The organism is Pseudomonas sp. SIMBA_067, assembly GCF_046534675.1.
Lineage (GTDB): Bacteria > Pseudomonadota > Gammaproteobacteria > Pseudomonadales > Pseudomonadaceae > Aquipseudomonas > Aquipseudomonas putida.
Genome location: NZ_JAWRYH010000002.1, coordinates 23,746 through 44,110, shown reverse-complemented (window position 1 = coordinate 44,110; position 20,365 = coordinate 23,746). Strand labels below are relative to the sequence as shown.

The following is a 20,365-nucleotide window of genomic DNA, read 5'->3' as shown; positions in this document are numbered from 1 at the left end:
CAGTGTAGTGCCATGCGCCCCTGGCAACAATCGCCCGGTGTGCCTTTCATCAACCGCGCATTTACCCGCTTGGCTTTGCCGACCACTCCAGTCTAGACTGCGCATGTTCTTGTCGGGGTGCCTTGAAGCAAAGGCTGAGATCGCAGAGGTGCGGATCCCGTTGAACCTGATCAGGTTAGCGCCTGCGTAGGGAACAAGATTGCTCGCCTTCCCGGGGAGCCTCTTGTGCCAGGTCCGGGAATGTCGCAGCTGCATGCAGCTTCAGGCACCCCCATATCCGGCACTGCACTCGTCCATGGGTGCGTCCGCGCTTTTCAGGTTCTCCCCGACATTCCACTGCTAGGAAGCCGTCTGGAGAGCCTGTGATGACCAAACAAGAAAAAGCGATCAACCTCAGCGAATCGGCACAAGTCGATCAGCAGTCCGTGCAACCGTTCCCGCGCTCACGCAAGATTTATGTCGAAGGCTCGCGCCCGGACATCCGCGTGCCCATGCGTGAAATCAGCCTGGACGATACCCCGACCGATTTTGGCGGCGAAACCAACGCGCCGGTACTGGTCTACGACACGTCTGGCCCGTACACAGACCCCGACGTCATCATCGATGTACGCAAGGGCCTGGCCGATGTGCGCTCGGCCTGGATCGACGCCCGCGGTGACACCGAGCGCCTGGGCGGGCTCAGCTCCGACTTCGGCCAGCAGCGCCTGAACGACGCCGAACTGGCCAAGCTGCGTTTCGCCCACGTGCGCAACCCGCGCCGTGCCAAGGCTGGCGCCAACGTCTCGCAGATGCACTATGCCCGCCAGGGCATCATCACCGCCGAGATGGAATACGTCGCCATCCGCGAAAACATGAAGCTGCAAGAAGCCCGCGCCGCTGGCCTGCTGAACGAGCAGCACGCCGGCCACAGCTTCGGTGCCAACATCCCGAAAGAAATCACCCCCGAATTCGTCCGCCAGGAAATCGCCCGTGGCCGCGCGATCATTCCGGCCAACATCAACCACCCTGAAGTCGAGCCGATGATCATCGGCCGCAACTTCCTGGTGAAGATCAACGGCAACATCGGCAACAGCGCCCTGGGTTCCTCGATCGAGGAAGAAGTGGCCAAGCTGACCTGGGGCATCCGCTGGGGCTCGGACACGGTCATGGACCTGTCCACCGGCAAGCACATTCACGAAACCCGCGAGTGGATCATCCGCAACTCGCCGGTGCCGATTGGTACCGTGCCGATCTACCAGGCCCTGGAAAAGGTCAACGGCGTGGCCGAAGACCTGACCTGGGAGCTGTTCCGCGACACCCTGATCGAGCAGGCCGAGCAGGGCGTGGACTACTTCACCATCCATGCCGGTGTGCTGCTGCGCTATGTGCCGCTGACCGCCAAGCGCGTCACCGGCATCGTCAGCCGCGGTGGCTCGATCATGGCCAAGTGGTGCCTGGCGCACCACAAGGAAAACTTCCTGTACACGCACTTCGACGAGATCTGCGAAATCATGAAGGCCTACGACGTCAGCTTCTCGCTGGGTGACGGCCTGCGCCCCGGCTCGATCGCCGACGCCAACGACGCTGCGCAGTTCGGTGAGCTGGAAACCCTCGGCGAGCTGACCAAGATTGCCTGGAAGCACGACGTGCAGTGCATGATCGAAGGCCCGGGCCACGTGCCGATGCAGTTGATCAAGGAGAACATGGACAAGCAGCTGGAGTGCTGCGACGAGGCGCCGTTCTACACCCTCGGCCCGCTGACCACCGACATTGCCCCGGGCTATGACCACATCACCTCGGGCATTGGTGCGGCGATGATCGGCTGGTTCGGTTGCGCCATGCTCTGCTACGTCACGCCCAAGGAACACCTGGGCCTGCCGAACAAGGACGACGTCAAGACCGGCATCATCACCTACAAGATCGCCGCCCACGCCGCCGACCTTGCCAAGGGCCACCCGGGCGCGCAGATTCGCGACAACGCCCTGTCCAAGGCACGCTTCGAGTTCCGCTGGGAAGACCAGTTCAACCTCGGCCTGGACCCGGACACCGCCCGTGCCTTCCACGACGAGACCCTGCCGAAGGAATCGGCCAAGGTTGCGCACTTCTGCTCGATGTGCGGGCCCAAGTTCTGCTCGATGAAAATCACCCAGGAAGTGCGTGAGTACGCTGCCAAGATCGAGGCCGTGGATGTGACGGTCGAGCAAGGTATGCGTGAGCAGGCCGAGCGTTTCCGCCAGGAAGGCAGCCAGCTGTACCAGAAAGTGTAAGAACGCTGGGGCCGCTGTGCGGCCCCTTCGCGACACAAGGCCGCTCCCACAGGGACCGCACAAGGTTTAAGGCCTGCGCGGCCCCTGTGGGAGCGGCCTTGCGTCGCGATTCGAGGACGAAGTCCTCGCCAAGAACACCAACAACATTGCCGGCGAGCGCCAACCATGACATCACCCAGCCAGTTCTCCCCCGACCACCCGGTCCCCACCCACCAGCGCATCTTCGGCGCCCGCGACCTGTTCTCGTTGTGGTTCTCCCTTGGCATCGGCCTGATGGTGCTGCAAGTCGGCGCCATGCTGGCGCCAGGCCTTGGCCTGGCTGGCGCGGTGCTGGCCATCGCCCTGGGCACCGGGGTCGGGGTGTTGTTGCTGGGCGCCGCCGGTGTCATCGGCAGCGACACCGGTCTTTCGGCCATGGGCACCCTGAAGCTCAGCCTGGGCAGCCATGGCGCGCGCTTGCCGGCTGTGCTCAACCTGCTGCAACTGGTAGGTTGGGGCGCATTTGAGATCATCGTCATGCGCGATGCCGCCAGCCTGCTGGGCGCGCGGGCGTTCGGCGAGGACAGTGCCTGGAACAGCCCGATGCTCTGGACCCTGTGTTTTGGAGCCCTGGCCACCTTGCTGGCCGTCAGCGGGCCGCTGGCCTTCGTACGCAAGGTGCTGCGCGCCTGGGGTATCTGGGTGCTGCTGGGGGCTTGCCTGTGGCTGACCTGGAATCTGTTCGCCAAGGCCGACCTGGCTGAACTGTGGGGCCGCGCCGGTGACGGTTCGATGTCGCTGGCCGTGGGCTTCGACATCGTCATCGCCATGCCGCTGTCCTGGCTGCCGCTGATCGCCGACTATTCGCGCTTCGCCCGCAACGGCAAGCACGTGTTCGGCGGCACGGTCATTGGCTATTTCATCGGCAACACCTGGCTGATGAGCCTGGGCGTGGCCTACACCCTGGCCTTCGCTGCCAGTGGCGAGGTCAATGCCCTGCTGCTGGCCCTGGCCGGCGCCGGCATGGGCATTCCGTTGCTGCTCATTCTGCTGGACGAGTCGGAAAAGGCCTTCGCCGACATCCACTCGGCAGCGGTTTCCACCGGCGTGCTGGTGCCTGTGAAGGTCGAGCACCTGGCGCTCGCCATCGGCGTGCTGTGCACCCTGATCGCCCTGCTGGCGCCACTGGCCCAGTACGAGAACTTCCTGCTGCTGATCGGTTCGGTGTTCGCGCCGCTGTTCGGCGTGGTGTTGATGGACCACTACGTGGTTCGTCGTCGCCGCTTGCCGGCACAGGTCGGCGGCTTGCACTGGCAGGCGCTGGTGGCCTGGTTTGCGGGGGTGGCAGTCTACCACCTGATTGCCGCGCAGGCACCGGAACTGGGGGCTACCCTGCCAGCATTGCTGCTGGCAGGTGTGCTGCATGGGTTACTGAGCCTTAGCCGCGGCCGGGAAACAGTTCAGGCTTGAGTACGCCATTCAGGCGTGGGTAGGGGATCTTCAGTTCCACGTGGCCCATGGAATAGGGCGCGATGGCATAGACCTCGTACTTGACCACTACTGCGCCGTACGTCAGGGCGATGTGCGGCGACTTCTTGAACGGCCAGGTTTTGACGAACTCGGCGTCCTTGTCCATGCCCACGCTCATCAGCCAGGCGCGGTGCGACTCCTCGACGGTTTTCCAGAAGGTGTCCTCCTGGCCTGGCACCAGCATGTCCTGCAGGGTCAGCACCTTGTCCAGCTTGCGCGAATAGTTGATGAAGCCGCGCCCAGGCATGCCGTGGGCGCCACCGCTGTCCAGGTAGCTGGACAACTCGATGATCACCAGCCCGTCATGCTGCTCGCGTACCTTGGCTTGCAGATAACTGCTGTTACGTTTGTCGGCACTGGCCAGGTATTGCTGTTCGTAGGCCTGCAAGGTGCTTGGCGCGGTGCCATGCTGATTGTCTTCGGTCAGTTGCAGCAGGCGTTTTTCGACGATGCCGTCGAGCGCGGGCAGGGCCGGGAAGTGGACCATGTCGATGTTCACCAGCGGGCAGTCGCTTTCGCTGCAGCCGGGTTTGACATGCTCCCAGGCGTCGCGCTTGACCTCGAGCGGGGCCCGGTAGTTGGGCGTGAACAGGCTCTGGCAGGCGCCCAGAGCGAGTGCCAGCACGGCCACGGAAGTCAGTTTGACAAGTGTCATGATGATCCTTGCAGAACAGGGAAAAGTCGGCCTTTGACCGTCTGCGCGGCCTTCAGTTCGCCACTAAGCTAACAGAGTGAAGACGCGCTGTCCCGAGTGTGCGAACGGTTGGCGGAAAGGGGTGAAACGCGAAAGCGTGCAGAGTAGGATGGCGCGAAGCGGTAATTGAGGTAACGAGGATTTCCATGTCAGACACGTTGAATTCGGTGCCCAAGGCGGTCGAGATCGTCAAGCGGGCCAACTGCTTCCAGGGCTTCTACAAGCTCGACAAGGTGCACCTGCGCCACGAGCTGTTTGCCGGGGGTATGGGCCGCGAGATCAGCCGCGAACTGTTTGTGCGCCATGATGCGGTGTGTGTGCTGCCTTACGACCCGTTGCGCGACGAAGTGGTGCTGATCGAGCAGTTCCGCGTCGGCGCACTGGACAAGGTCGCCAACCCCTGGCTGATCGAGATGGTTGCCGGGCTGATCGACAAGGATGAGCAACCCGAGGAAGTCGCCCACCGCGAAGCCGAGGAAGAAGCCGGCCTGACGTTCAGCGCCCTGTGGCCGATGACCCGCTACTTCCCGTCGCCGGGCGGCAGTGACGAGTACGTTCACCTGTTCCTTGGTCGTTGCAGCAGCAAGGGCGCGGGCGGGCTGCATGGCCTGGAAGAAGAGGGCGAAGACATCCGCGTGCGCGTGTGGTCGTTCGAGGATGCCCTGCAGGCGGTGCGCGACGGGCGCATCTGCAACGCGGCGACTATCATCGGCTTGCAATGGCTGGCGCTGAACCGTGACGAAGTACGAGGTATGTGGAAGTGAACCTGCTGCGCGAGCGCTATCGAGTCGACCTGGTCGGGCTGCAGGCTGCCTGCGAGGCCAACTACGCCCGGCTGATGCGCCTGTTGCCCGATATGCGTACCACCCAGAGCTCGCGCCGCATCGGCATGACCCAGGGCGACCAGATGCTCGGCGTGCTGGTACTGGACGTGGTGCTGGCCTGCCCTTACACCACCACCCTGCACGTGCGTCAGGAGCACAGCTTGCCGTGGCTGCCGGTGCCGCACCTGGAAGTGCAGGTTTACCACGATGCGCGCATGGCCGAAGTGGTCAGTGCCGAACATACCCGGCGCCTGCGCAGTATTTACCCGTATCCGAATGAGGCCATGCACCAGCCGGACGAAAAGGCCCAGCTCAACCTGTTCCTCGGTGAATGGCTGAGCCACTGCCTGGCTTGTGGCCACGAACTGGCAAGCGTCCGCTGACATGTACCCAGACAACACGCGCCCTGTTCATGTGGTGCAACTGACCGACGCCCATCTTTTCGCCGACCCGGCCGGCAGCATGCTGGGGCTTAATACCCGTGACAGCCTGCGCCATGTGGTGGCCCAGGTGCGGCGCGAGCAACCGCTTGTCGACTTGCTGTTGTGCACGGGTGATCTTTCCCAGGACGCCAGCGTTGCTTCATATGAAGCGTTCCGGGATCTGACTGCGTCGTTTGCAGTGCCCACCCGCTGGTTGCCGGGCAACCACGACGAGGCCCGGGTCATGGCCGAAGTGGCCCCGGAGCTGGTGCAAGCAGTCACCGATGTTGGCGCCTGGCGTATTGTCATGCTCAACACGGCGGTGCATGGCGCGACACATGGTCTGCTGGAGCGTGACCAACTGGCAGTGCTGGAAGCCGCCTTGAAAGAGGCGGGCGAACGGCATTGCCTGGTGTGTTTCCACCATCAGCCGGTGGACATCGGCTGCGCCTGGATCGCGCCGATAGGCTTGCGCAATGCCCAGGCCCTGTTCGATACCATCGAGGCTTATCCACAGGTGCGGGCGTTGCTGTGGGGGCATGTGCATCAGGAATGGGACGAGCTGCGCGAGGGCCGGCGCCTGCTGGCCACGCCTTCGACCTGTATTCAGTTCGCGGCAGGCAGCGAAGACTTCAAGGTGAGCGAGGAGCAGCCCGGGTACCGCTGGTTGCGCCTGCACGCCGACGGGCGGTTGGAAACCGGAGTGGAGCGGGCCACGGACTTTGAGGTGAGACTCGACTTCGATAGCCCAGGTTATTGAAGAAATTGTTGCGAAACCCGTGACACTGCGTCAAAACCCGGCGAACGCGCTACACTGCGCGTCCCTGCGCCCGCATCATCAGGCGCGAAGCCACAGATTCCGGGGGCAGCATGTCGGGTTCCATCCTCTATATCCATGGCTTCAACAGCTCGCCGCTTTCGACCAAGGCGCGCCAGCTCGAAGCCGTGATGCAGCAACTGGGCCTGTCGGCCCAGCTACGTGTGCCCGCCTTGCATCACCACCCGCGGCAGGCTATCGCCCAGCTTGAAGCTGCCATCGCCGAACTGGGCGCGCCATTGCTGGTGGGCAGTTCGCTCGGCGGCTACTATGCGACCCATCTGGCCGAGCGCCATGGCCTCAAGGCCCTGTTGGTGAACCCTGCGGTAACGCCACACAAGCATTTTGACGGGTACCTGGGCACTCAGCGCAATCACTACAGCGGTGAAACCTGGGAACTGACCCATGATCACGTACAGGCCCTGGCCGAGCTGGAAGTGCCGGCCCCGGTAGATGCCAGCCGCTATCAAGTGTGGCTGCAGACGGCCGATGAAACCCTGGACTATCGCCACGCCGAGCGCTATTACCGTGCATGTGCCCTGCGTATACAGGCTGGCGGCGACCACAGTTTCCAGGGCTTCGCCGAGCGCCTGCCGGCTCTGCTGGCTTTTGCCGGCATTGCTCGCGGGCAGTATGCGGCGCTCGATTTTTCTGTATTTTGACTTTTTTGCACTCACCAGACTGACGAAGAGACCCTATGGCCAATCCCAGCGCTAGCGCCTATAACGCAGACGCCATCGAAGTCCTCTCGGGCCTTGACCCGGTCCGCAAGCGGCCGGGCATGTACACCGATACCAGCCGCCCCAACCACCTGGCCCAGGAAGTCATCGACAACAGTGTCGACGAAGCCCTGGCCGGCCACGCCCGTTCGGTGCAGGTCATCCTGCATGCCGACCACTCGCTGGAAGTCAGCGACGATGGCCGTGGCATGCCAGTGGACATCCACCCGGAAGAAGGCGTGTCCGGGGTCGAGCTGATCCTTACCAAGCTGCACGCCGGCGGCAAGTTCTCCAACAAGAACTACCAGTTCTCCGGCGGTTTGCACGGTGTGGGTATCTCGGTGGTCAACGCCCTGTCGACCCAGGTGCGCGTGCGCGTCAAGCGTGACGGCAACGAATACCAGATGTCCTTCGCCGATGGCTTCAAGGCCAGCGAGCTGGAAGTGGTCGGCTCGGTCGGCAAGCGCAACACTGGCACCAGCGTCTACTTCAGCCCCGACCCCAAGTACTTCGACTCGCCCAAGTTCTCCATCAGCCGCCTCAAGCATGTGCTCAAGGCCAAGGCCGTGCTGTGCCCGGGCTTGCTGGTCAGCTTCGAGGACAAGGCCAGTGGCGAGAAGGTCGAGTGGCACTACGAAGACGGCCTGCGTTCCTACCTGGTCGATGCGGTCAGCGAGTTCCAGCGCCTGCCTGACGAGCCGTTCTGCGGCAGCCTGGCGGGCAACAAGGAGGCCGCAGACTGGGCCTTGCTGTGGTTGCCAGAAGGCGGCGACAGCGTCCAGGAAAGCTACGTCAACCTGATCCCCACCGCTCAGGGCGGCACCCATGTCAACGGCCTGCGTCAGGGCCTGCTGGATGCCATGCGCGAGTTCTGCGAGTTCCGCAATCTGCTGCCGCGCGGTGTGAAGCTGGCGCCTGAAGACATCTGGGAGCGCATCTCTTTCGTGCTCTCGATGAAAATGCAGGAGCCGCAGTTCTCCGGGCAGACCAAGGAGCGCCTGTCCTCGCGCGAGGCGGCTGCCTTTGTTTCCGGCGTGGTCAAGGACGCCTTCAGCCTGTGGCTGAACGCCCACCCCGAGCTGGGCATGCAACTGGCCGAGCTGGCCATCAGCAACGCCGGGCGTCGCCTCAAGGCCAGCAAGAAGGTCGAGCGCAAGCGCATCACCCAAGGCCCGGCGCTGCCTGGCAAGCTGGCCGATTGCGCCGGCCAGGACCCGATGCGTGCCGAGCTGTTCCTGGTCGAGGGTGACTCGGCAGGTGGCTCGGCCAAGCAGGCACGGGACAAGGAGTACCAGGCGATCCTGCCGCTGCGCGGCAAGATCCTCAACACCTGGGAAGTGGACGGTGGCGAAGTCCTGGCCAGCCAGGAGGTGCACAACATCGCCGTGGCCATCGGTGTCGACCCGGGTGCCACAGACCTGGCGCAACTGCGCTACGGCAAAGTCTGCATCCTTGCCGACGCCGACTCCGACGGCCTGCACATCGCCACGCTGCTGTGCGCGCTGTTCGTCCAGCACTTCCGCGCGCTGGTGGAGGCCGGGCATGTGTACGTGGCCATGCCGCCGCTGTACCGCATCGACCTGGGCAAGGAAATCTACTACGCCCTCGACGAAGCCGAGCGTGACGGCATCCTCGACCGCCTGGTGGCCGAGAAGAAACGCGGCAAACCGCAGGTCACCCGCTTCAAGGGCCTGGGTGAAATGAACCCGCCGCAACTGCGTGAAACCACCATGGACCCGAACACCCGGCGCCTGGTGCAGCTGACCCTGGACGACGTTGAGGCCACCTGCGAACTGATGGACAAGCTGCTGGCCAAGAAGCGCGCCGGTGACCGCAAGAACTGGCTGGAGACCAAAGGCAACCTGGCCGAGGTCATGGTTTGATTCGGCAAGTACTTGCCGTTTGCCTTGCGCTGGTTACCTTGCCTGCCCTGGCGGGTAACTGGCCGGAGCTGAAGCTCAGTGCCGAGCACCCGATCGACGGCATGCGTGGTGGCAACCTGTCTGGCCTGGTGGAATGCCGGGGCGGGCTGTGGGGCGTGTCCGACCGCGACGACGACCGCATCTACCGCTTCGACCAGCAAAAACCGACCTGGCGCGCGCAACCGCTGACCTTTACCCCGCCACCGCCGCCGGAAAGCGGCCTGCCGTGGGGCCTCAAGTCGCGCAATTGGGCGGCGTCGTACATTCGCGGGGGCGAGCTGGATTTCGAAGGCATCACCTGTGACCAGGCGGGTAACCTGTACCTGGCCAGCGAAGCCCATGCCGCCGTGTTGCAATTACCGCTGGAAGGCGAGCCGGACTGGCTGAAGATCGACCCGGCCATGGTGCGTCAGGCCCGTGCCAGCGGCATGCTGCTGAACTTCAATGCTTTGTTCGAGGGCTTGGCGATCAACCCTGCGGGCGATCGCCTGTGGCTGGCCGCAGAACGCGAGCGCCGTGGCCTGGTGGCCATCGAGCGCCAGCAATCGGTGTGGACTTGCGGGCGCAGCTGTGTGCTGCTGAGCGAGGCCGGGGTGGAGATGCAGCCGGCGCAAATGCCCAATGCCCGGGCACTGTCGCGCGATTTTGCCGACCTGGCCTGGTTCGAGGGCAAGCTGTTCACACTCGAACGCAATGCCTACCGGGTCTGCCGGCGTGATACCGACAGCGGCAAAGTAGAACGCTGCTGGTCGTTTGCTGCCGACGCCTTGGTCGAGGCCCGCCGTTACCCGCAACCGTTCGGCCTGGCCGAAGCCCTTGTGATCGATGCCAAGGGCGCCTGGATCGGCCTGGACAACAACAACGGCGCCCGCGCCGATGGCGAAACGCGCCCGATCGTCTGGCGCTTTGATGCACCGGAAGGTGGCTGGAGCGCCAAGTCATGAGCCAGGCGCCGGGCAAACGGGCGGGCAGGGTGCTGATGGTCCTCGCCTGGGCGGCCGCGATGTTCCTTGCCACGCGCTTTTTCGGCCAGTGGGAAGACAATAAGCGCAACCCCAATGCCCAGGTGCAATCCGAACACGGCGAGGGCTTTGTCGAAGTGCGCCTGCTGGGCAACGGCCAGGGCCACTTCATGGTGGATGGCGCCATCAACGGCCAGGCGGTGCATTTCATGCTCGACACCGGCGCCACCGATGTGGCGATCCCCGAGGTGTTGGCCCGTGACCTGAACCTTGAGCGCGGCAGCCCGGTGGTGCTCAGCACCGCCAATGGCCGCGCCGAAGGCTACCGCACGCGCCTGGCCAGCCTGCAGCTGGGCGATATCCGGCTGCAGGACGTACGCGCCACCGTGGTGCCGGGCCTGGACGGGCCCATCGTACTGCTGGGCATGAGTGCCCTGAAACAACTTGAATTTACCCAGCGCGGCGGCACCATGCTGTTGCGCCAGAACCTGAAATGACGAGGCCCGCATGAGCGACTCACTGGAACTCAGCCTGGACGGCGTCGAACGCCGCTCGCTGGCTGACTTCACCGAACAGGCCTACCTCAACTATTCCATGTACGTGATCATGGACCGCGCCTTGCCGCACATCGGCGACGGCCTGAAGCCGGTGCAGCGACGCATCGTCTATGCCATGAGCGAGTTGGGGCTGGATGCCGATGCCAAGCACAAGAAGTCGGCGCGTACCGTCGGTGACGTGCTCGGCAAGTTCCATCCCCATGGCGACTCGGCCTGCTACGAGGCCATGGTGCTGATGGCGCAGCCGTTCAGCTACCGCTATACCCTGGTCGACGGCCAGGGTAACTGGGGTGCGCCGGACGATCCGAAGTCGTTCGCCGCCATGCGTTATACCGAGGCGCGTTTGTCGCGCTACGCCGAAGTGCTGCTCAGCGAAGTTGGCCAAGGCACCGTGGACTGGGTACCGAACTTTGACGGTACCCTGCAGGAGCCGGCCGTGCTGCCGGCGCGCCTGCCCAACATCCTGCTCAACGGGACCACCGGTATCGCCGTGGGCATGGCGACCGACGTGCCGCCGCACAACCTGCGTGAAGTGGCCAGCGCCTGCGTGCGCCTGCTCGACGAGCCCAAGGCCACCATCGAGCAATTGTGTGAGCACATCCAGGGGCCGGATTACCCGACCGAGGCGGAAATCATCACGCCACGGGCAGAAATCCTCAAGATGTACGAAAGCGGCCGCGGCTCGATCCGCATGCGTGCCGTTTACCGCGTCGAGGATGGCGACATCGTAGTGACTGCGCTGCCGCACCAGGTCTCCGGGGCCAAGGTGCTGGAGCAGATCGCCGCACAGATGCAGGCCAAGAAGCTGCCGATGGTTGCCGACCTGCGTGACGAATCCGACCATGAGAACCCGTGCCGCATCGTCATCATCCCGCGCTCCAACCGTGTGGATGCCGACGAACTGATGCAGCACCTGTTCGCCACCACCGACCTGGAGAGCAGCTACCGGGTCAACGTCAATATCATTGGCCTGGACGGCCGCCCGCAGTTGAAGAACCTGCGTGCGATATTGGTGGAGTGGCTGGAGTTTCGCACCAACACTGTTCGCCGCCGGTTGCAGCATCGCCTGGACAAGGTGGAGCGGCGCCTGCACCTGCTGGATGGTTTGCTCACCGCATTCCTCAACCTGGATGAAGTGATCCACATCATCCGTACCGAGGAGCACCCCAAGCAGGCCCTGATTGCCCGGTTCGAGCTGAGCGAAATCCAGGCCGAGTACATCCTCGAGACCCGTCTGCGTCAGCTGGCGCGCCTGGAAGAGATGAAGATCCGCGGCGAGCAGGACGAACTGCTCAAGGAACAGGCCAAGCTGCAGGCGCTGCTGGGCAGCGAGGCCAAACTGCGCAAGCTGGTGCGCAGCGAACTGATCAAGGATGCCGAAACCTACGGCGACGCGCGCCGTTCGCCAATCGTCGAGCGCGTCGAAGCCAAGGCCCTGTCTGAAAACGAGCTGATGCCGACCGAGCCGGTCACCGTGGTGCTGTCGGAGAAGGGCTGGGTGCGTTGCGCCAAAGGCCACGACATCGACGCCACCGGCTTGTCGTACAAGGCCGGCGATGGCTTCAAGGCCGCCGCAGCCGGGCGTTCCAACCAGTTTGCCGTGCTCATCGACTCTACGGGGCGCAGTTATTCGGTGGCGGCTCACAGCTTGCCCTCGGCACGTGGTCAGGGCGAGCCGCTGACCGGCCGCCTGACGCCACCCCCAGGCGCCACCTTCGAGTGTGTGCTGTTGCCGGAGGACGACGCGCTGTACGTGGTTGCCTCGGATGCGGGCTACGGCTTCGTGGTCAAGGGTGAGGACTTGCAGGCCAAGAACAAGGCCGGCAAGGGTTTGCTCAGCCTGCCCAACGGTGCCAAGGTCATGACCCCACGCCCGGTGGCCAATCGCGAGCAGGACTGGCTGGCAGCGGTGACCACCGAAGGCCGCCTGCTGGTGTTCAAGGTCAGCGATTTGCCGCAGTTGGGCAAGGGCAAGGGCAACAAGATCATTGGCGTGCCGGGCGACCGGGTAGCCAGCCGTGAAGAATTTGTCACCGATCTGGCCGTGATTGCCGAAGGCGCGACCCTTGTATTGCAAGCAGGCAAGCGTACCCTGTCTCTGAAAGCGGACGATCTTGAGCACTACAAGGGCGAGCGCGGACGGCGAGGCAGCAAGCTGCCACGCGGCTTCCAGCGCGTCGATGGGTTGCAGGTGGAAGTGCCGGCGTAACGGGCAGAAATGTCTGGAACGGCAATTTCAGCGCCGTTCCGGGCAGAAATGCTGGAGTCGGACGGTTATTTCGCGGATGATATGGCCCTTGCGGTGCCGGCGTGGCCGTGTGCCCGTTTGAATCTACATGTATCACTGCGGTGTGCCTTATGGCGGCCGCCTGGATGGGATGATGAAATTTCTGCGCCTTCCATTTGCGCTGTTGATGACTGGCCTGCTGGGCCTTGGCGGGTGCACCATGCATCAGCCGGTTGCCCTGTATCAGCTCGACAGTGGTGATCCTGGCCAGCCGTCGCAGAGTGCGGGCATGGCCGTGGTACTCGGCCCGGTATCGGTAGCCGATTACCTTCAGCGTGAAACGTTCCTGCAGCGTCAAGCCGACGGCAGCCTGAGCGCGGCGACTGACGGCCGCTGGGCGGGTAGCCTTTCGTCGGATATCGACCAGCTGCTGGTGCGTCAACTTGCCTGGCGCCTGGACAGCCAGCGCGTGGTGCTGGCGCCGGCGACCGCTGGCTTCAGCCCGGACGTGCAGGTGCTGTTGTCGATCACGCGCCTGGACTCAGGCAAAAACCAGCCGGCCATCCTGGATGCCCAGTGGCGTCTGCTGGATCGCCGTGGCCATGTGCGTGACAACCGTATCGTTCACCTCGAGCAGCCGCACGAGGGCAGCGAGTCGTCGCAAGTTCAGGCCCAGGGTCAACTGCTTCAGAAGCTGGCCGAACAGCTGAGCACTGCGGTCAAGCCGCTGGCCAACCAGCCGGCGATTGCCGAAGAAGCACCGAAAAAGCCCGCTGCACCGGTGCAGGTCAAAAAGGGGCCGGAGAAATCCAAGATTCCGATGGCCTCGCCGATTCGCACCGACATGGAAGTTTATCGGTTCTGATCGAACTGACACCCACAAAAAAGCCCGCATTTGTTGCGGGCTTTTTTGTACCTAAAGGATAGATGCGGCCTTTGTGGGAGCGGGCGTGCCCGCGAACACCGGCGCAGCCGGTGCCATGCACCGCGGCGCCTGATTCGCGGGCGCGCCCGCTCCCACAGGGAGAAACTATCAGGCGCGGCGCTCGTGCATGCGCGCCAGCTGGCGCTCCAGCATCGACGGGTAAGGCTCCATCAAACGCTCCACACAGCAGGCACCCTCAGGGCTGGCAATCGGGCGAATGCGGGCACGCTGGCGAATCAGCGCGTCATCGCTGATCTGCCGCTCCACCAGCAACAGGTTGCGGCTGTGCTGCGACAGCGCCAGGGCATCCTGGACCTTTTCGGCCATCAGCAAGTCCACCAGCTCCAGCCCTTGCAGGTCGTTGCCCAGGACCAGGCCCAGTTGCAGCTGAAGGGTGATGCCGCTGTCGGCCACTTCGATCTGCAGGGCATGGCCCAGGGCGCGCAGCAGCTCGCCGCAGCAGATGGCGTTGGTCAGGTAGTCCTCGCCACAGTCGCGGCTGTGGAACAGCACCAGGGTGCTGCCGTCGTTGAGCGTGTGGGTTTCACCGTCGTAGAGCGAGGCAGCATGCTCCAGGCAATCGCGGTAGCGGTCAGTCAGCTCGGTCAGGCGTGTACGCGGCAGGCGGCGCAGTTGTTCCTGTGAGCCCAGTTGCACGGCAAGTACGGCGCTGTACTGCGGCTCGTCAGATTCGACCGGGGCGGCTTTGGGCGCACTGTCGTCGTCCAGCAAACCGGCAAAGGCTTCGTCGTCATCGTCCTCGGCCAATGCGGCAACCTTGGGGCGCGGGGCTGCCTTGGGAGCCGGCGCTGCGTCGTGGAAGTCGTCGAAATGCTCGTCGTCCTCTTCCTCCAGCTCTGGCTCCGGTGGCGGCGGCGGGGCCAGGCGCGCGTGCAGCTGGCGGGCGATGTCGCCGATCTCGTCCTGGCGGTCGGTGGCCGGGGTATAGGGCTGGGGGTCTCGCAGCCACACCCGCAACTGCAGCAGCGGCAGGGTGATATAGCGGCCCTGTCGCAGGCTCAGGCTGAGGGCCAGGGCCAGCAGGATTGCCGCCATGATGCCCATGCTCTGCAGGCTGATCAGCATCGGCTGCTGGAACTGGCTCATGTCCAGGCTGATGCGCAGTTGCCCGGCCGTCACGTCCTGGAAGGTGATCTTGGTCTGGTACAGGCCCTCTGCCTCGCCCAGCAGGCTGTTGCGCGGGCGCTGGCCGGCCTCGGCGAGGATGCGGTTGTCCACGCTGTAGATGGCCGCGTGGGCCACCAGCGGGTTTTTCACCAGGTTGCCCAGCAGCACGTTGAGACTGAGGATGTCGTTAGACACCAGCAGCTCGGTCGCCGAGGTGGCGGTCTGGGTGGTCAGGCTCTGGCCAAGGGCATCAGCCTGCTCGTGCATGGCCTGCTTGAACTGCAGGCCCATCACGCAGGCATAGATCACCAGCGCCAGCGCGACCAGGAAGATGTTGGTGCAAGCGATGCGCAATGCCAGCGGCACGCGACGTTGACTCAGGGCACGATAGATCATCAGGAAGAAATTGTCTGGTTTGACGGGCGTGGGCCGGTTCACTGAGCTCGGCTCTTAATGGCAGAAAGTGTGGGGCAGTATAGCGACCCGGGTTTTGTCGGCAAAGTATCGTTGGCGCCCGATGGTCACGGAAAATCGGTAGAATGCGCATTTTTCATCGAAGTCGGAGCCAGGTTGTGCGCGAAATCGTCCTGATCAACATCACCGGTGAGGACCGTCCCGGTCTCACTGCGGCTATCACCGGCGTCCTGCTGCAGGGCGGTGTGAGCATCCTCGACATCGGCCTGGCGGTCATGCACGGCACTTTGTCGTTCGGTATCCTGGTCGACATCCCGGACAACGAAGTGGCTACCGCCCTGCTGCAAGGCGTGCAGGCCAAGGCCCACGAACTGAACCTGCAGGCCCGCTACACGCCGATTTCCGAGGCGGACTACCAGCACTGGGCTGACGGCCAGGGCGAGGCGCGCCACATCGTCACCCTGCTCAGCCGCAAGATCACCCCAGAGCAACTGCAGCGGGTGAGTGCGGTGATCAGCCAGTACGGCCTGACCATCGAGCGTATCGAGCGTCTGTCGGCGCGTGTGGCGCTGGATGCCGAAACCGACAAGGGCAAAGCGGCCATCGAAATCTCCGTGCGCGGCGCGCCGAGCGATGCCCAGGCCCTGCGTGCCGACTTCTTTGCCCTGGCCGAAGCGCTGAGCATCGACATCGCCTTCCAGAAGGACGACCTGTTCCGCCGCAACCGCCGCCTGGCGGTGTTCGATATGGACTCGACGCTGATCGAAGCCGAAGTCATCGACGAACTGGCCAAGGCGGCCGGCGTGGGTGAGCAGGTGGCGGCAATCACCGAGCGCGCCATGCGCGGTGAGCTGGACTTCCGCGCCAGCTTCAAGGAGCGCATGGCGCTGCTCAAGGGCCTGGATGTGGGTGTGCTGGACGAAATCGGTGCCTCGCTGCGCCTGACCGAAGGTGCCGAAAACCTGTTCGCAGAGCTCAAGCGCCTGGGTTACAAGACCGCGATCCTGTCCGGTGGCTTTACCTACTTTGCCCGCCAGGTGCAGGCGCGCCTGGGTATCGACTATGTGTTCGCCAACGAGCTGGAAGTAGTCGACGGCAAGGTGACTGGTGTGGCTGTCGAGCCGATCGTCGATGCCCAGCGCAAGGCCGAGCTGCTGCAACAGCTGGCCAGTGAAGAAGGCTTGCAGCTGGAGCAGACCATCGCCGTGGGTGATGGCGCCAACGACCTGCCGATGCTGTCGCTCGCCGGCCTGGGCGTAGCGTTCCGCGCCAAGCCGCTGGTGCGCCAGTCGGCCAAGCAGGCGATTTCCACCCTGGGGCTGGATGGCGTGCTGTACCTGTTGGGCCTGCGCGACCGCGACGCCCGCGGCTAGTTTGCCGTCTAGTCTGCAGCGCGTGTGAAATCGAGCGCCGCCCGCGCGGCGCTTCGCAGCACAAGGCTGCTCCTGCATCTGTTTCTGACCAGTCAAGCCTGTACCAGCGCACGCGACCGCCTTGTTTGTCCCACGCGACATCGAGGCGGACGCCAAGGCACCGCGCGCCTTCCCCTCAGAAATCATTGGCCTGAAACAAATGTAGGAGCAGCCTTGTGCTGCGAAGCGCCGCGCGGGCGGCGCTCGATCTCACAGGCGCTGGAGAACCCCCGCCGATCACCTCGAAGCAAAAACCACGGTCAAGCCTGTGCAGGCGCCGCCAGCAGCTGCCCCATGCGCACTGCAGAACCAGCGCCCAGGTTCTCAGCCCACTTCACCTGCTCCGGCCCGAACAGCACGATGGCGGTCGAGCCCAGCTTGAAGCGGCCCAGCTCGGCACCTTTCTCCAGGTGGATCGGCGCGCGGCTGGCTTCGTCGTAACGGAAGGTCTTCAGCTCACGCTTGGGCGGCGTCACCAGTCCGGCCCACACGGTTTCGATCGAGGCGACGATCATCGCACCCACCAGCACCACGGCCATCGGCCCACGCTCGGTGTCGAACAGGCAGACCACGCGCTCGTTGCGGGCGAACAGCTCGGGAACGTTCTCTGCGGTGGTCTGGTTGACCGAGAACAGGCGCCCCGGCACATAGACCATTTCGCGCAGGGTGCCGGCCAGCGGCATGTGCACGCGGTGGTAGTCCTTGGGCGACAGGTAGATGGTGGCAAACTCGCCGCCCATGAACGGCGCTGCCATGGCCGGGTCACCGCCCAGCAGCTCCTGCGCGCTGAAGCCGTGGCCCTTGGCCTGGAAGATGCGGCCGTGCTCGATCGGGCCGAGCTGGCTGACGGCACCGTCGGCCGGGCACAGGATGGCGCCCGGGGTTTCGTCCAGCGGGCGGGCACCCGGTTTCAGGGCGCGGGTGAAAAACGCATTGAAGTGCTCGTAGGCGCTCAAGTCCTCGACCAGCGCTTCAGACATGTTTACCTGGTAGCGCTTGGCGAACCAGGCGGTAAAGGCATTCTTGAACCAGCGCACGCGGCACTCGGCGATGCAGCCGGCCAGCCGCGACAGCAGGTGGTGCGGCAGCAGGTACTGGCTGATGATGAACAAACGGGATTTCATGCAGGTTCCTTAAACTTCTACAGGCGTGTCCGGGTGGTTGCCCCATTCGCTCCACGAGCCGGCGTAGGCCTTGACGCGTGGGTAGCCGAGGGCCTTGGCCACCAGATAAGTGAAGCCGGAGCGGCGGTGGGTCTGGCAGTGGGTGATCACTTCCTTGTCAGGGGTGATGCCCAGTTGCTCGAGGACATTTTTGATGTCTTGGCGAATGCGCAAGTGGTCGTTGAGGTCCATGCCGGCGGTCCACTCGAAGTTGATCGCGCCGGGAATGTGCCCGCCCTTGGCAGCCAATACCTTCTCGCCGCTGAATTCCTGCGGGCCGCGGGCGTCCCAGATGACCAGGTCATCGGCGCCCAGGCGGCTTTGCAGGTACTCGCGGGTGGCGGTGGGGGCGTTGTCGATACGCAGGTGCACCGGGCTGTTGACGCTGGCGGGCACGTCGGTGGACAGGGTGTCAGCCGGCCAGGCCTGGATACCGCCATTGAGGTAGTGATAGGCCTTGTGACCAATCACGTCGAGCAGCCAGATGAAGCGCCCGGCCCAGCCCCCGCCTTCATCGTCATACACCACATAGACGGCGTCGTCGCGGTGGCCGAGTTCGCTGAACAGTTTTTCCAGCTCGCCCAGGGACGGCAGCAGGCCCGGCGCTGGAGGCTGGCCAAGCTGGGTACGCTTGCCTTCGACAAAGCGAGCGCCGGGGATATGCCCGCTGACATAGCGGTTGGCACTGCTCAGGTCGACCAGGATCAACTGTGGCGAACCCAGGCGTGGCAGCAGGTCCGCGGCTTCGATCACCAGGGGCAGGCCGGAAAAGTCAGTCATCCACGGTCTCCAGTGTGGAAAGAGGGGCGATTGTAGCGCAAGGCTCAGCCCTTGCGGTTGGCAAACACCGACAGTGCCCGCTCGGTGCATTGCGCGGTCTTGCCGAAGGCCTGAACGCTGATGTCGGCCAAGGGCCGGCAGCCCTGGTCGGCCACCATCAGCATCAGCACCTGATCGTTCACCGCCAGCGAGCGCAGCAGCACGTGCTCGCTGCGGAACAGCGCACGCAGCGGGGCAGGCAGCAGGGCCGAAAACTGGCTGTGGTTTTCCGGGGTAATGCGCAGTTGCCCGGCCTGGGCCATCAGCTTTTGCAGCAGTTTGTTTTGCGACACCTGCAGGGCCAGGGCCGCGGCCTCTTTGGGCAAGCCGGCGGTCTGCTGCACGCGCAGGTAGTCGCTGGCCTTGTCCAGGCTCAGCAGCATAAGGCGCTGCATGCCGCAGGCCAGCAGGGCTTCGCGGGCCTGGGTGGCGAGGTGCACGGTATTGGTGAACGGGCTGGGCTGGGCCAGCAGGTCCTGGCACAGCTTTCGCCAACGCGCCAGGTCGTCGCTGCTGGGCGGGGGCGGGGCCAGCATGTCCGGGTGCGGGCGGCGCTGGTGCCAGGGCCAGATCAGTGCTTCAGCCGGGTGGAACAGGGCATGCCTGGCGTGGCGGCGGGCACTGGCGGCAGCTTGTTGGTGCACTTGCTGCTGCACGTCTTCCAGCGAGGTCTGCAGGTACAGCGCCGTCAGCAGTTGCCAGCGCAGCAGGTGCGGGTTGTCCCAGCCCACCTGCGCCGCCAGCGCAAGGTTGTTGGCCAGCAGCACGGTGTTGGCCGGCTGGTTGAACCAGCGGCGCAGGCCGGGCTCGGCATCCAGGCGGTGCTGCTGGCTGAGCAGGTCTTCGTCGCGGGCGATGCTCAGCACCTGGGCCAGCTGTTCGCGTTCTTCCAGCAGCAGGCGGTAACCCTGGGTTACCCACTGCGGCAGGCGCCAGTACTCCGCCATGGTCTGGCACAGCGCCATGATTCGCACGCCAAACAGCTCTTCCTCTACCTGGGCGGCGTCCTCGCCCTTGTGGATAACCCGCAGCTCCCAGGTATCGAGCAGCTTGGGGTAGACCAGTGCCAGCGGCCAAAGTGGTGACAGGAACAGCAGGCTGCCCCAGTGGATTTCCTGCCACAGCCGTGCCAGGCGGCTGGCGAACAGGCCGCTGGCCTGCTGCGAGGCGTGCTGGCTGATCAGCTGGAACTGGCTGAGCACGGGCGGGATTTCTTCGACCGGCAGCGAGGGCAGGCGCTTGAGCAGTTGCTCACTGCGCTCCAGGCCCAGGCGGTTGAGGGCGACCTCCAGGCTTTCGGCTGGCTCGGCCTGGCTGGCGTTGGTGGGGTGATTGGCTTCGCGCATCACCGATAGCACCAGTGCCGGGCTATCCTGCATCAGTTCGGCGATGTCGCGCAGCGAGCGGCGGCTATCGTGGATGGCAGCCATGACCCGGTCGTAGCTGTGCTTCGGCACGGGGATGCGAACACTCTCTAGCAGCTTTACCCAGGCTTCTAGCGTACGCGGGGCCTGAGCGGGCACCTTGGTTTCAATTGGCATTTTGACATCAGTCCGAACTGGCTTTTCGCATTGAGTGGCTATAGTCTGGCGCAGTTCTGCCGAT

Annotated in this window: 17 protein-coding genes and 1 riboswitch; of the genes, 12 read left to right on the top strand and 5 right to left on the bottom strand. The window is 64.3% G+C overall.

From position 1 onward, the window contains the following. The first annotated feature begins 103 nt into the window (after positions 1–103). A riboswitch (TPP riboswitch) is annotated at positions 104–210 on the top strand. A 155-nt stretch (positions 211–365) separates the two neighbouring features. Beyond that, positions 366–2,246 carry a phosphomethylpyrimidine synthase ThiC gene (thiC, locus tag SB765_RS05535; protein ID WP_341796922.1) on the top strand — a complete coding sequence of 627 codons (1,881 nt, stop codon included), beginning with the start codon at positions 366–368 and terminating at the stop codon, positions 2,244–2,246. A 165-nt stretch (positions 2,247–2,411) separates the two neighbouring features. Continuing rightward, a complete protein-coding gene (gene cytX / locus SB765_RS05530) occupies positions 2,412–3,695 on the top strand; it encodes a putative hydroxymethylpyrimidine transporter CytX (RefSeq protein ID WP_016501908.1) in 1,284 nt (427 codons plus the stop codon). On the opposite strand, the gene SB765_RS05525 is transcribed toward cytX, so the two are convergent. Then, on the bottom strand, positions 3,664–4,410 hold the full coding sequence (locus SB765_RS05525) for an RsiV family protein (protein WP_043198160.1): 747 nt from the start codon (positions 4,408–4,410) through the stop codon (positions 3,664–3,666). The genes cytX and SB765_RS05525 overlap by 32 nt on opposite strands. A 185-nt stretch (positions 4,411–4,595) precedes the next feature. On the opposite strand from SB765_RS05525, the gene SB765_RS05520 reads away from it, so the two are divergent. From SB765_RS05520 to SB765_RS05480, 9 genes are all read left to right on the top strand, one after another. After that, on the top strand, positions 4,596–5,213 hold the full coding sequence (locus SB765_RS05520; protein ID WP_341796921.1) for an NUDIX domain-containing protein: 618 nt from the start codon (positions 4,596–4,598) through the stop codon (positions 5,211–5,213). Beyond that, complete coding sequence (locus tag SB765_RS05515) at positions 5,204–5,656, top strand: DUF1249 domain-containing protein (protein WP_016501905.1); 453 nt, start codon at positions 5,204–5,206, stop codon at positions 5,654–5,656. Before SB765_RS05520 ends, SB765_RS05515 begins: the two co-directional genes overlap by 10 nt. Before the next feature lies 1 nt (position 5,657). Beyond that, a complete protein-coding gene (gene cpdA, locus SB765_RS05510) occupies positions 5,658–6,455 on the top strand; it encodes a 3',5'-cyclic-AMP phosphodiesterase (protein ID WP_410911044.1) in 798 nt (265 codons plus the stop codon). A gap of 110 nt (positions 6,456–6,565) precedes the next feature. Next, entirely contained in the window at positions 6,566–7,174 is a 609-nt protein-coding gene (locus SB765_RS05505; RefSeq protein WP_012274480.1) for a YqiA/YcfP family alpha/beta fold hydrolase, read from the top strand. A gap of 35 nt (positions 7,175–7,209) precedes the next feature. Further along, positions 7,210–9,114 carry a DNA topoisomerase IV subunit B gene (gene parE / locus SB765_RS05500; RefSeq protein ID WP_410911045.1) on the top strand — a complete coding sequence of 635 codons (1,905 nt, stop codon included), beginning with the start codon at positions 7,210–7,212 and terminating at the stop codon, positions 9,112–9,114. Beyond that, entirely contained in the window at positions 9,111–10,097 is a 987-nt protein-coding gene (locus SB765_RS05495) for an esterase-like activity of phytase family protein (protein WP_041167913.1), read from the top strand. Before parE ends, SB765_RS05495 begins: the two co-directional genes overlap by 4 nt. Then, the gene (locus SB765_RS05490) at positions 10,094–10,612 is read left to right on the top strand and encodes a TIGR02281 family clan AA aspartic protease (protein ID WP_410911046.1); all 519 of its coding nucleotides are present in this window, start codon (positions 10,094–10,096) and stop codon (positions 10,610–10,612) included. Before SB765_RS05495 ends, SB765_RS05490 begins: the two co-directional genes overlap by 4 nt. 10 nt (positions 10,613–10,622) lie before the next feature. Continuing rightward, positions 10,623–12,881, top strand: coding sequence for a DNA topoisomerase IV subunit A (parC, locus tag SB765_RS05485; RefSeq protein WP_019471318.1), 2,259 nt, complete (start codon positions 10,623–10,625; stop codon positions 12,879–12,881). A gap of 172 nt (positions 12,882–13,053) precedes the next feature. Then, positions 13,054–13,764 (top strand): membrane integrity-associated transporter subunit PqiC, encoded by a 711-nt coding sequence (locus SB765_RS05480; protein WP_063423446.1) that lies wholly within the window; start codon positions 13,054–13,056, stop codon positions 13,762–13,764. Between the two features lie 168 nt (positions 13,765–13,932). Here the strand turns inward: SB765_RS05480 and SB765_RS05475 are convergent, their stop codons facing one another. Then, positions 13,933–15,390 (bottom strand): AhpA/YtjB family protein, encoded by a 1,458-nt coding sequence (locus SB765_RS05475; protein WP_258654178.1) that lies wholly within the window; start codon positions 15,388–15,390, stop codon positions 13,933–13,935. 134 nt (positions 15,391–15,524) lie between these two features. Between SB765_RS05475 and serB the strand changes: the two genes are divergently transcribed. After that, positions 15,525–16,739, top strand: a complete 1,215-nt coding sequence (gene serB, locus SB765_RS05470) for a phosphoserine phosphatase SerB (RefSeq protein ID WP_341796917.1) — start codon at positions 15,525–15,527, stop codon at positions 16,737–16,739. A gap of 299 nt (positions 16,740–17,038) precedes the next feature. On the opposite strand, the gene asd is transcribed toward serB, so the two are convergent. From asd to SB765_RS05455, 3 genes are read right to left on the bottom strand one after another with little or no spacing between them, the layout of a single operon-like run. Beyond that, positions 17,039–17,902, bottom strand: coding sequence for an archaetidylserine decarboxylase (gene asd / locus SB765_RS05465; protein ID WP_024717361.1), 864 nt, complete (start codon positions 17,900–17,902; stop codon positions 17,039–17,041). A 9-nt stretch (positions 17,903–17,911) separates the two neighbouring features. Continuing rightward, positions 17,912–18,721: a rhodanese-like domain-containing protein gene (locus tag SB765_RS05460; RefSeq protein WP_341796915.1), complete on the bottom strand. Its 810-nt coding sequence runs from the start codon at positions 18,719–18,721 to the stop codon at positions 17,912–17,914. Between the two features lie 44 nt (positions 18,722–18,765). Next, positions 18,766–20,301, bottom strand: coding sequence for an HDOD domain-containing protein (locus SB765_RS05455; protein ID WP_341796914.1), 1,536 nt, complete (start codon positions 20,299–20,301; stop codon positions 18,766–18,768). Positions 20,302–20,365 lie beyond the last annotated feature (64 nt).

Excerpts from the sequence above, each read along its gene's own strand:
- SB765_RS05480 (WP_063423446.1), top strand. The coding sequence starts at position 13,054 with ATGAAATTTCTGCGCCTTCCATTTGCGCTGTTGATGACTGGCCTGCTG.
- SB765_RS05455 (WP_341796914.1), bottom strand. The coding sequence starts at position 20,301 with ATGCCAATTGAAACCAAGGTGCCCGCTCAGGCCCCGCGTACGCTAGAA.
- parE (WP_410911045.1), top strand. The coding sequence starts at position 7,210 with ATGGCCAATCCCAGCGCTAGCGCCTATAACGCAGACGCCATCGAAGTC.
- SB765_RS05490 (WP_410911046.1), top strand. The coding sequence starts at position 10,094 with ATGAGCCAGGCGCCGGGCAAACGGGCGGGCAGGGTGCTGATGGTCCTC.
- SB765_RS05520 (WP_341796921.1), top strand. The coding sequence starts at position 4,596 with ATGTCAGACACGTTGAATTCGGTGCCCAAGGCGGTCGAGATCGTCAAG.
- SB765_RS05505 (WP_012274480.1), top strand. The coding sequence starts at position 6,566 with ATGTCGGGTTCCATCCTCTATATCCATGGCTTCAACAGCTCGCCGCTT.
- cpdA (WP_410911044.1), top strand. The coding sequence starts at position 5,658 with ATGTACCCAGACAACACGCGCCCTGTTCATGTGGTGCAACTGACCGAC.
- parC (WP_019471318.1), top strand. The coding sequence starts at position 10,623 with ATGAGCGACTCACTGGAACTCAGCCTGGACGGCGTCGAACGCCGCTCG.
- SB765_RS05460 (WP_341796915.1), bottom strand. The coding sequence starts at position 18,721 with ATGACTGACTTTTCCGGCCTGCCCCTGGTGATCGAAGCCGCGGACCTG.
- SB765_RS05525 (WP_043198160.1), bottom strand. The coding sequence starts at position 4,410 with ATGACACTTGTCAAACTGACTTCCGTGGCCGTGCTGGCACTCGCTCTG.
- cytX (WP_016501908.1), top strand. The coding sequence starts at position 2,412 with ATGACATCACCCAGCCAGTTCTCCCCCGACCACCCGGTCCCCACCCAC.
- asd (WP_024717361.1), bottom strand. The coding sequence starts at position 17,902 with ATGAAATCCCGTTTGTTCATCATCAGCCAGTACCTGCTGCCGCACCAC.
- thiC (WP_341796922.1), top strand. The coding sequence starts at position 366 with ATGACCAAACAAGAAAAAGCGATCAACCTCAGCGAATCGGCACAAGTC.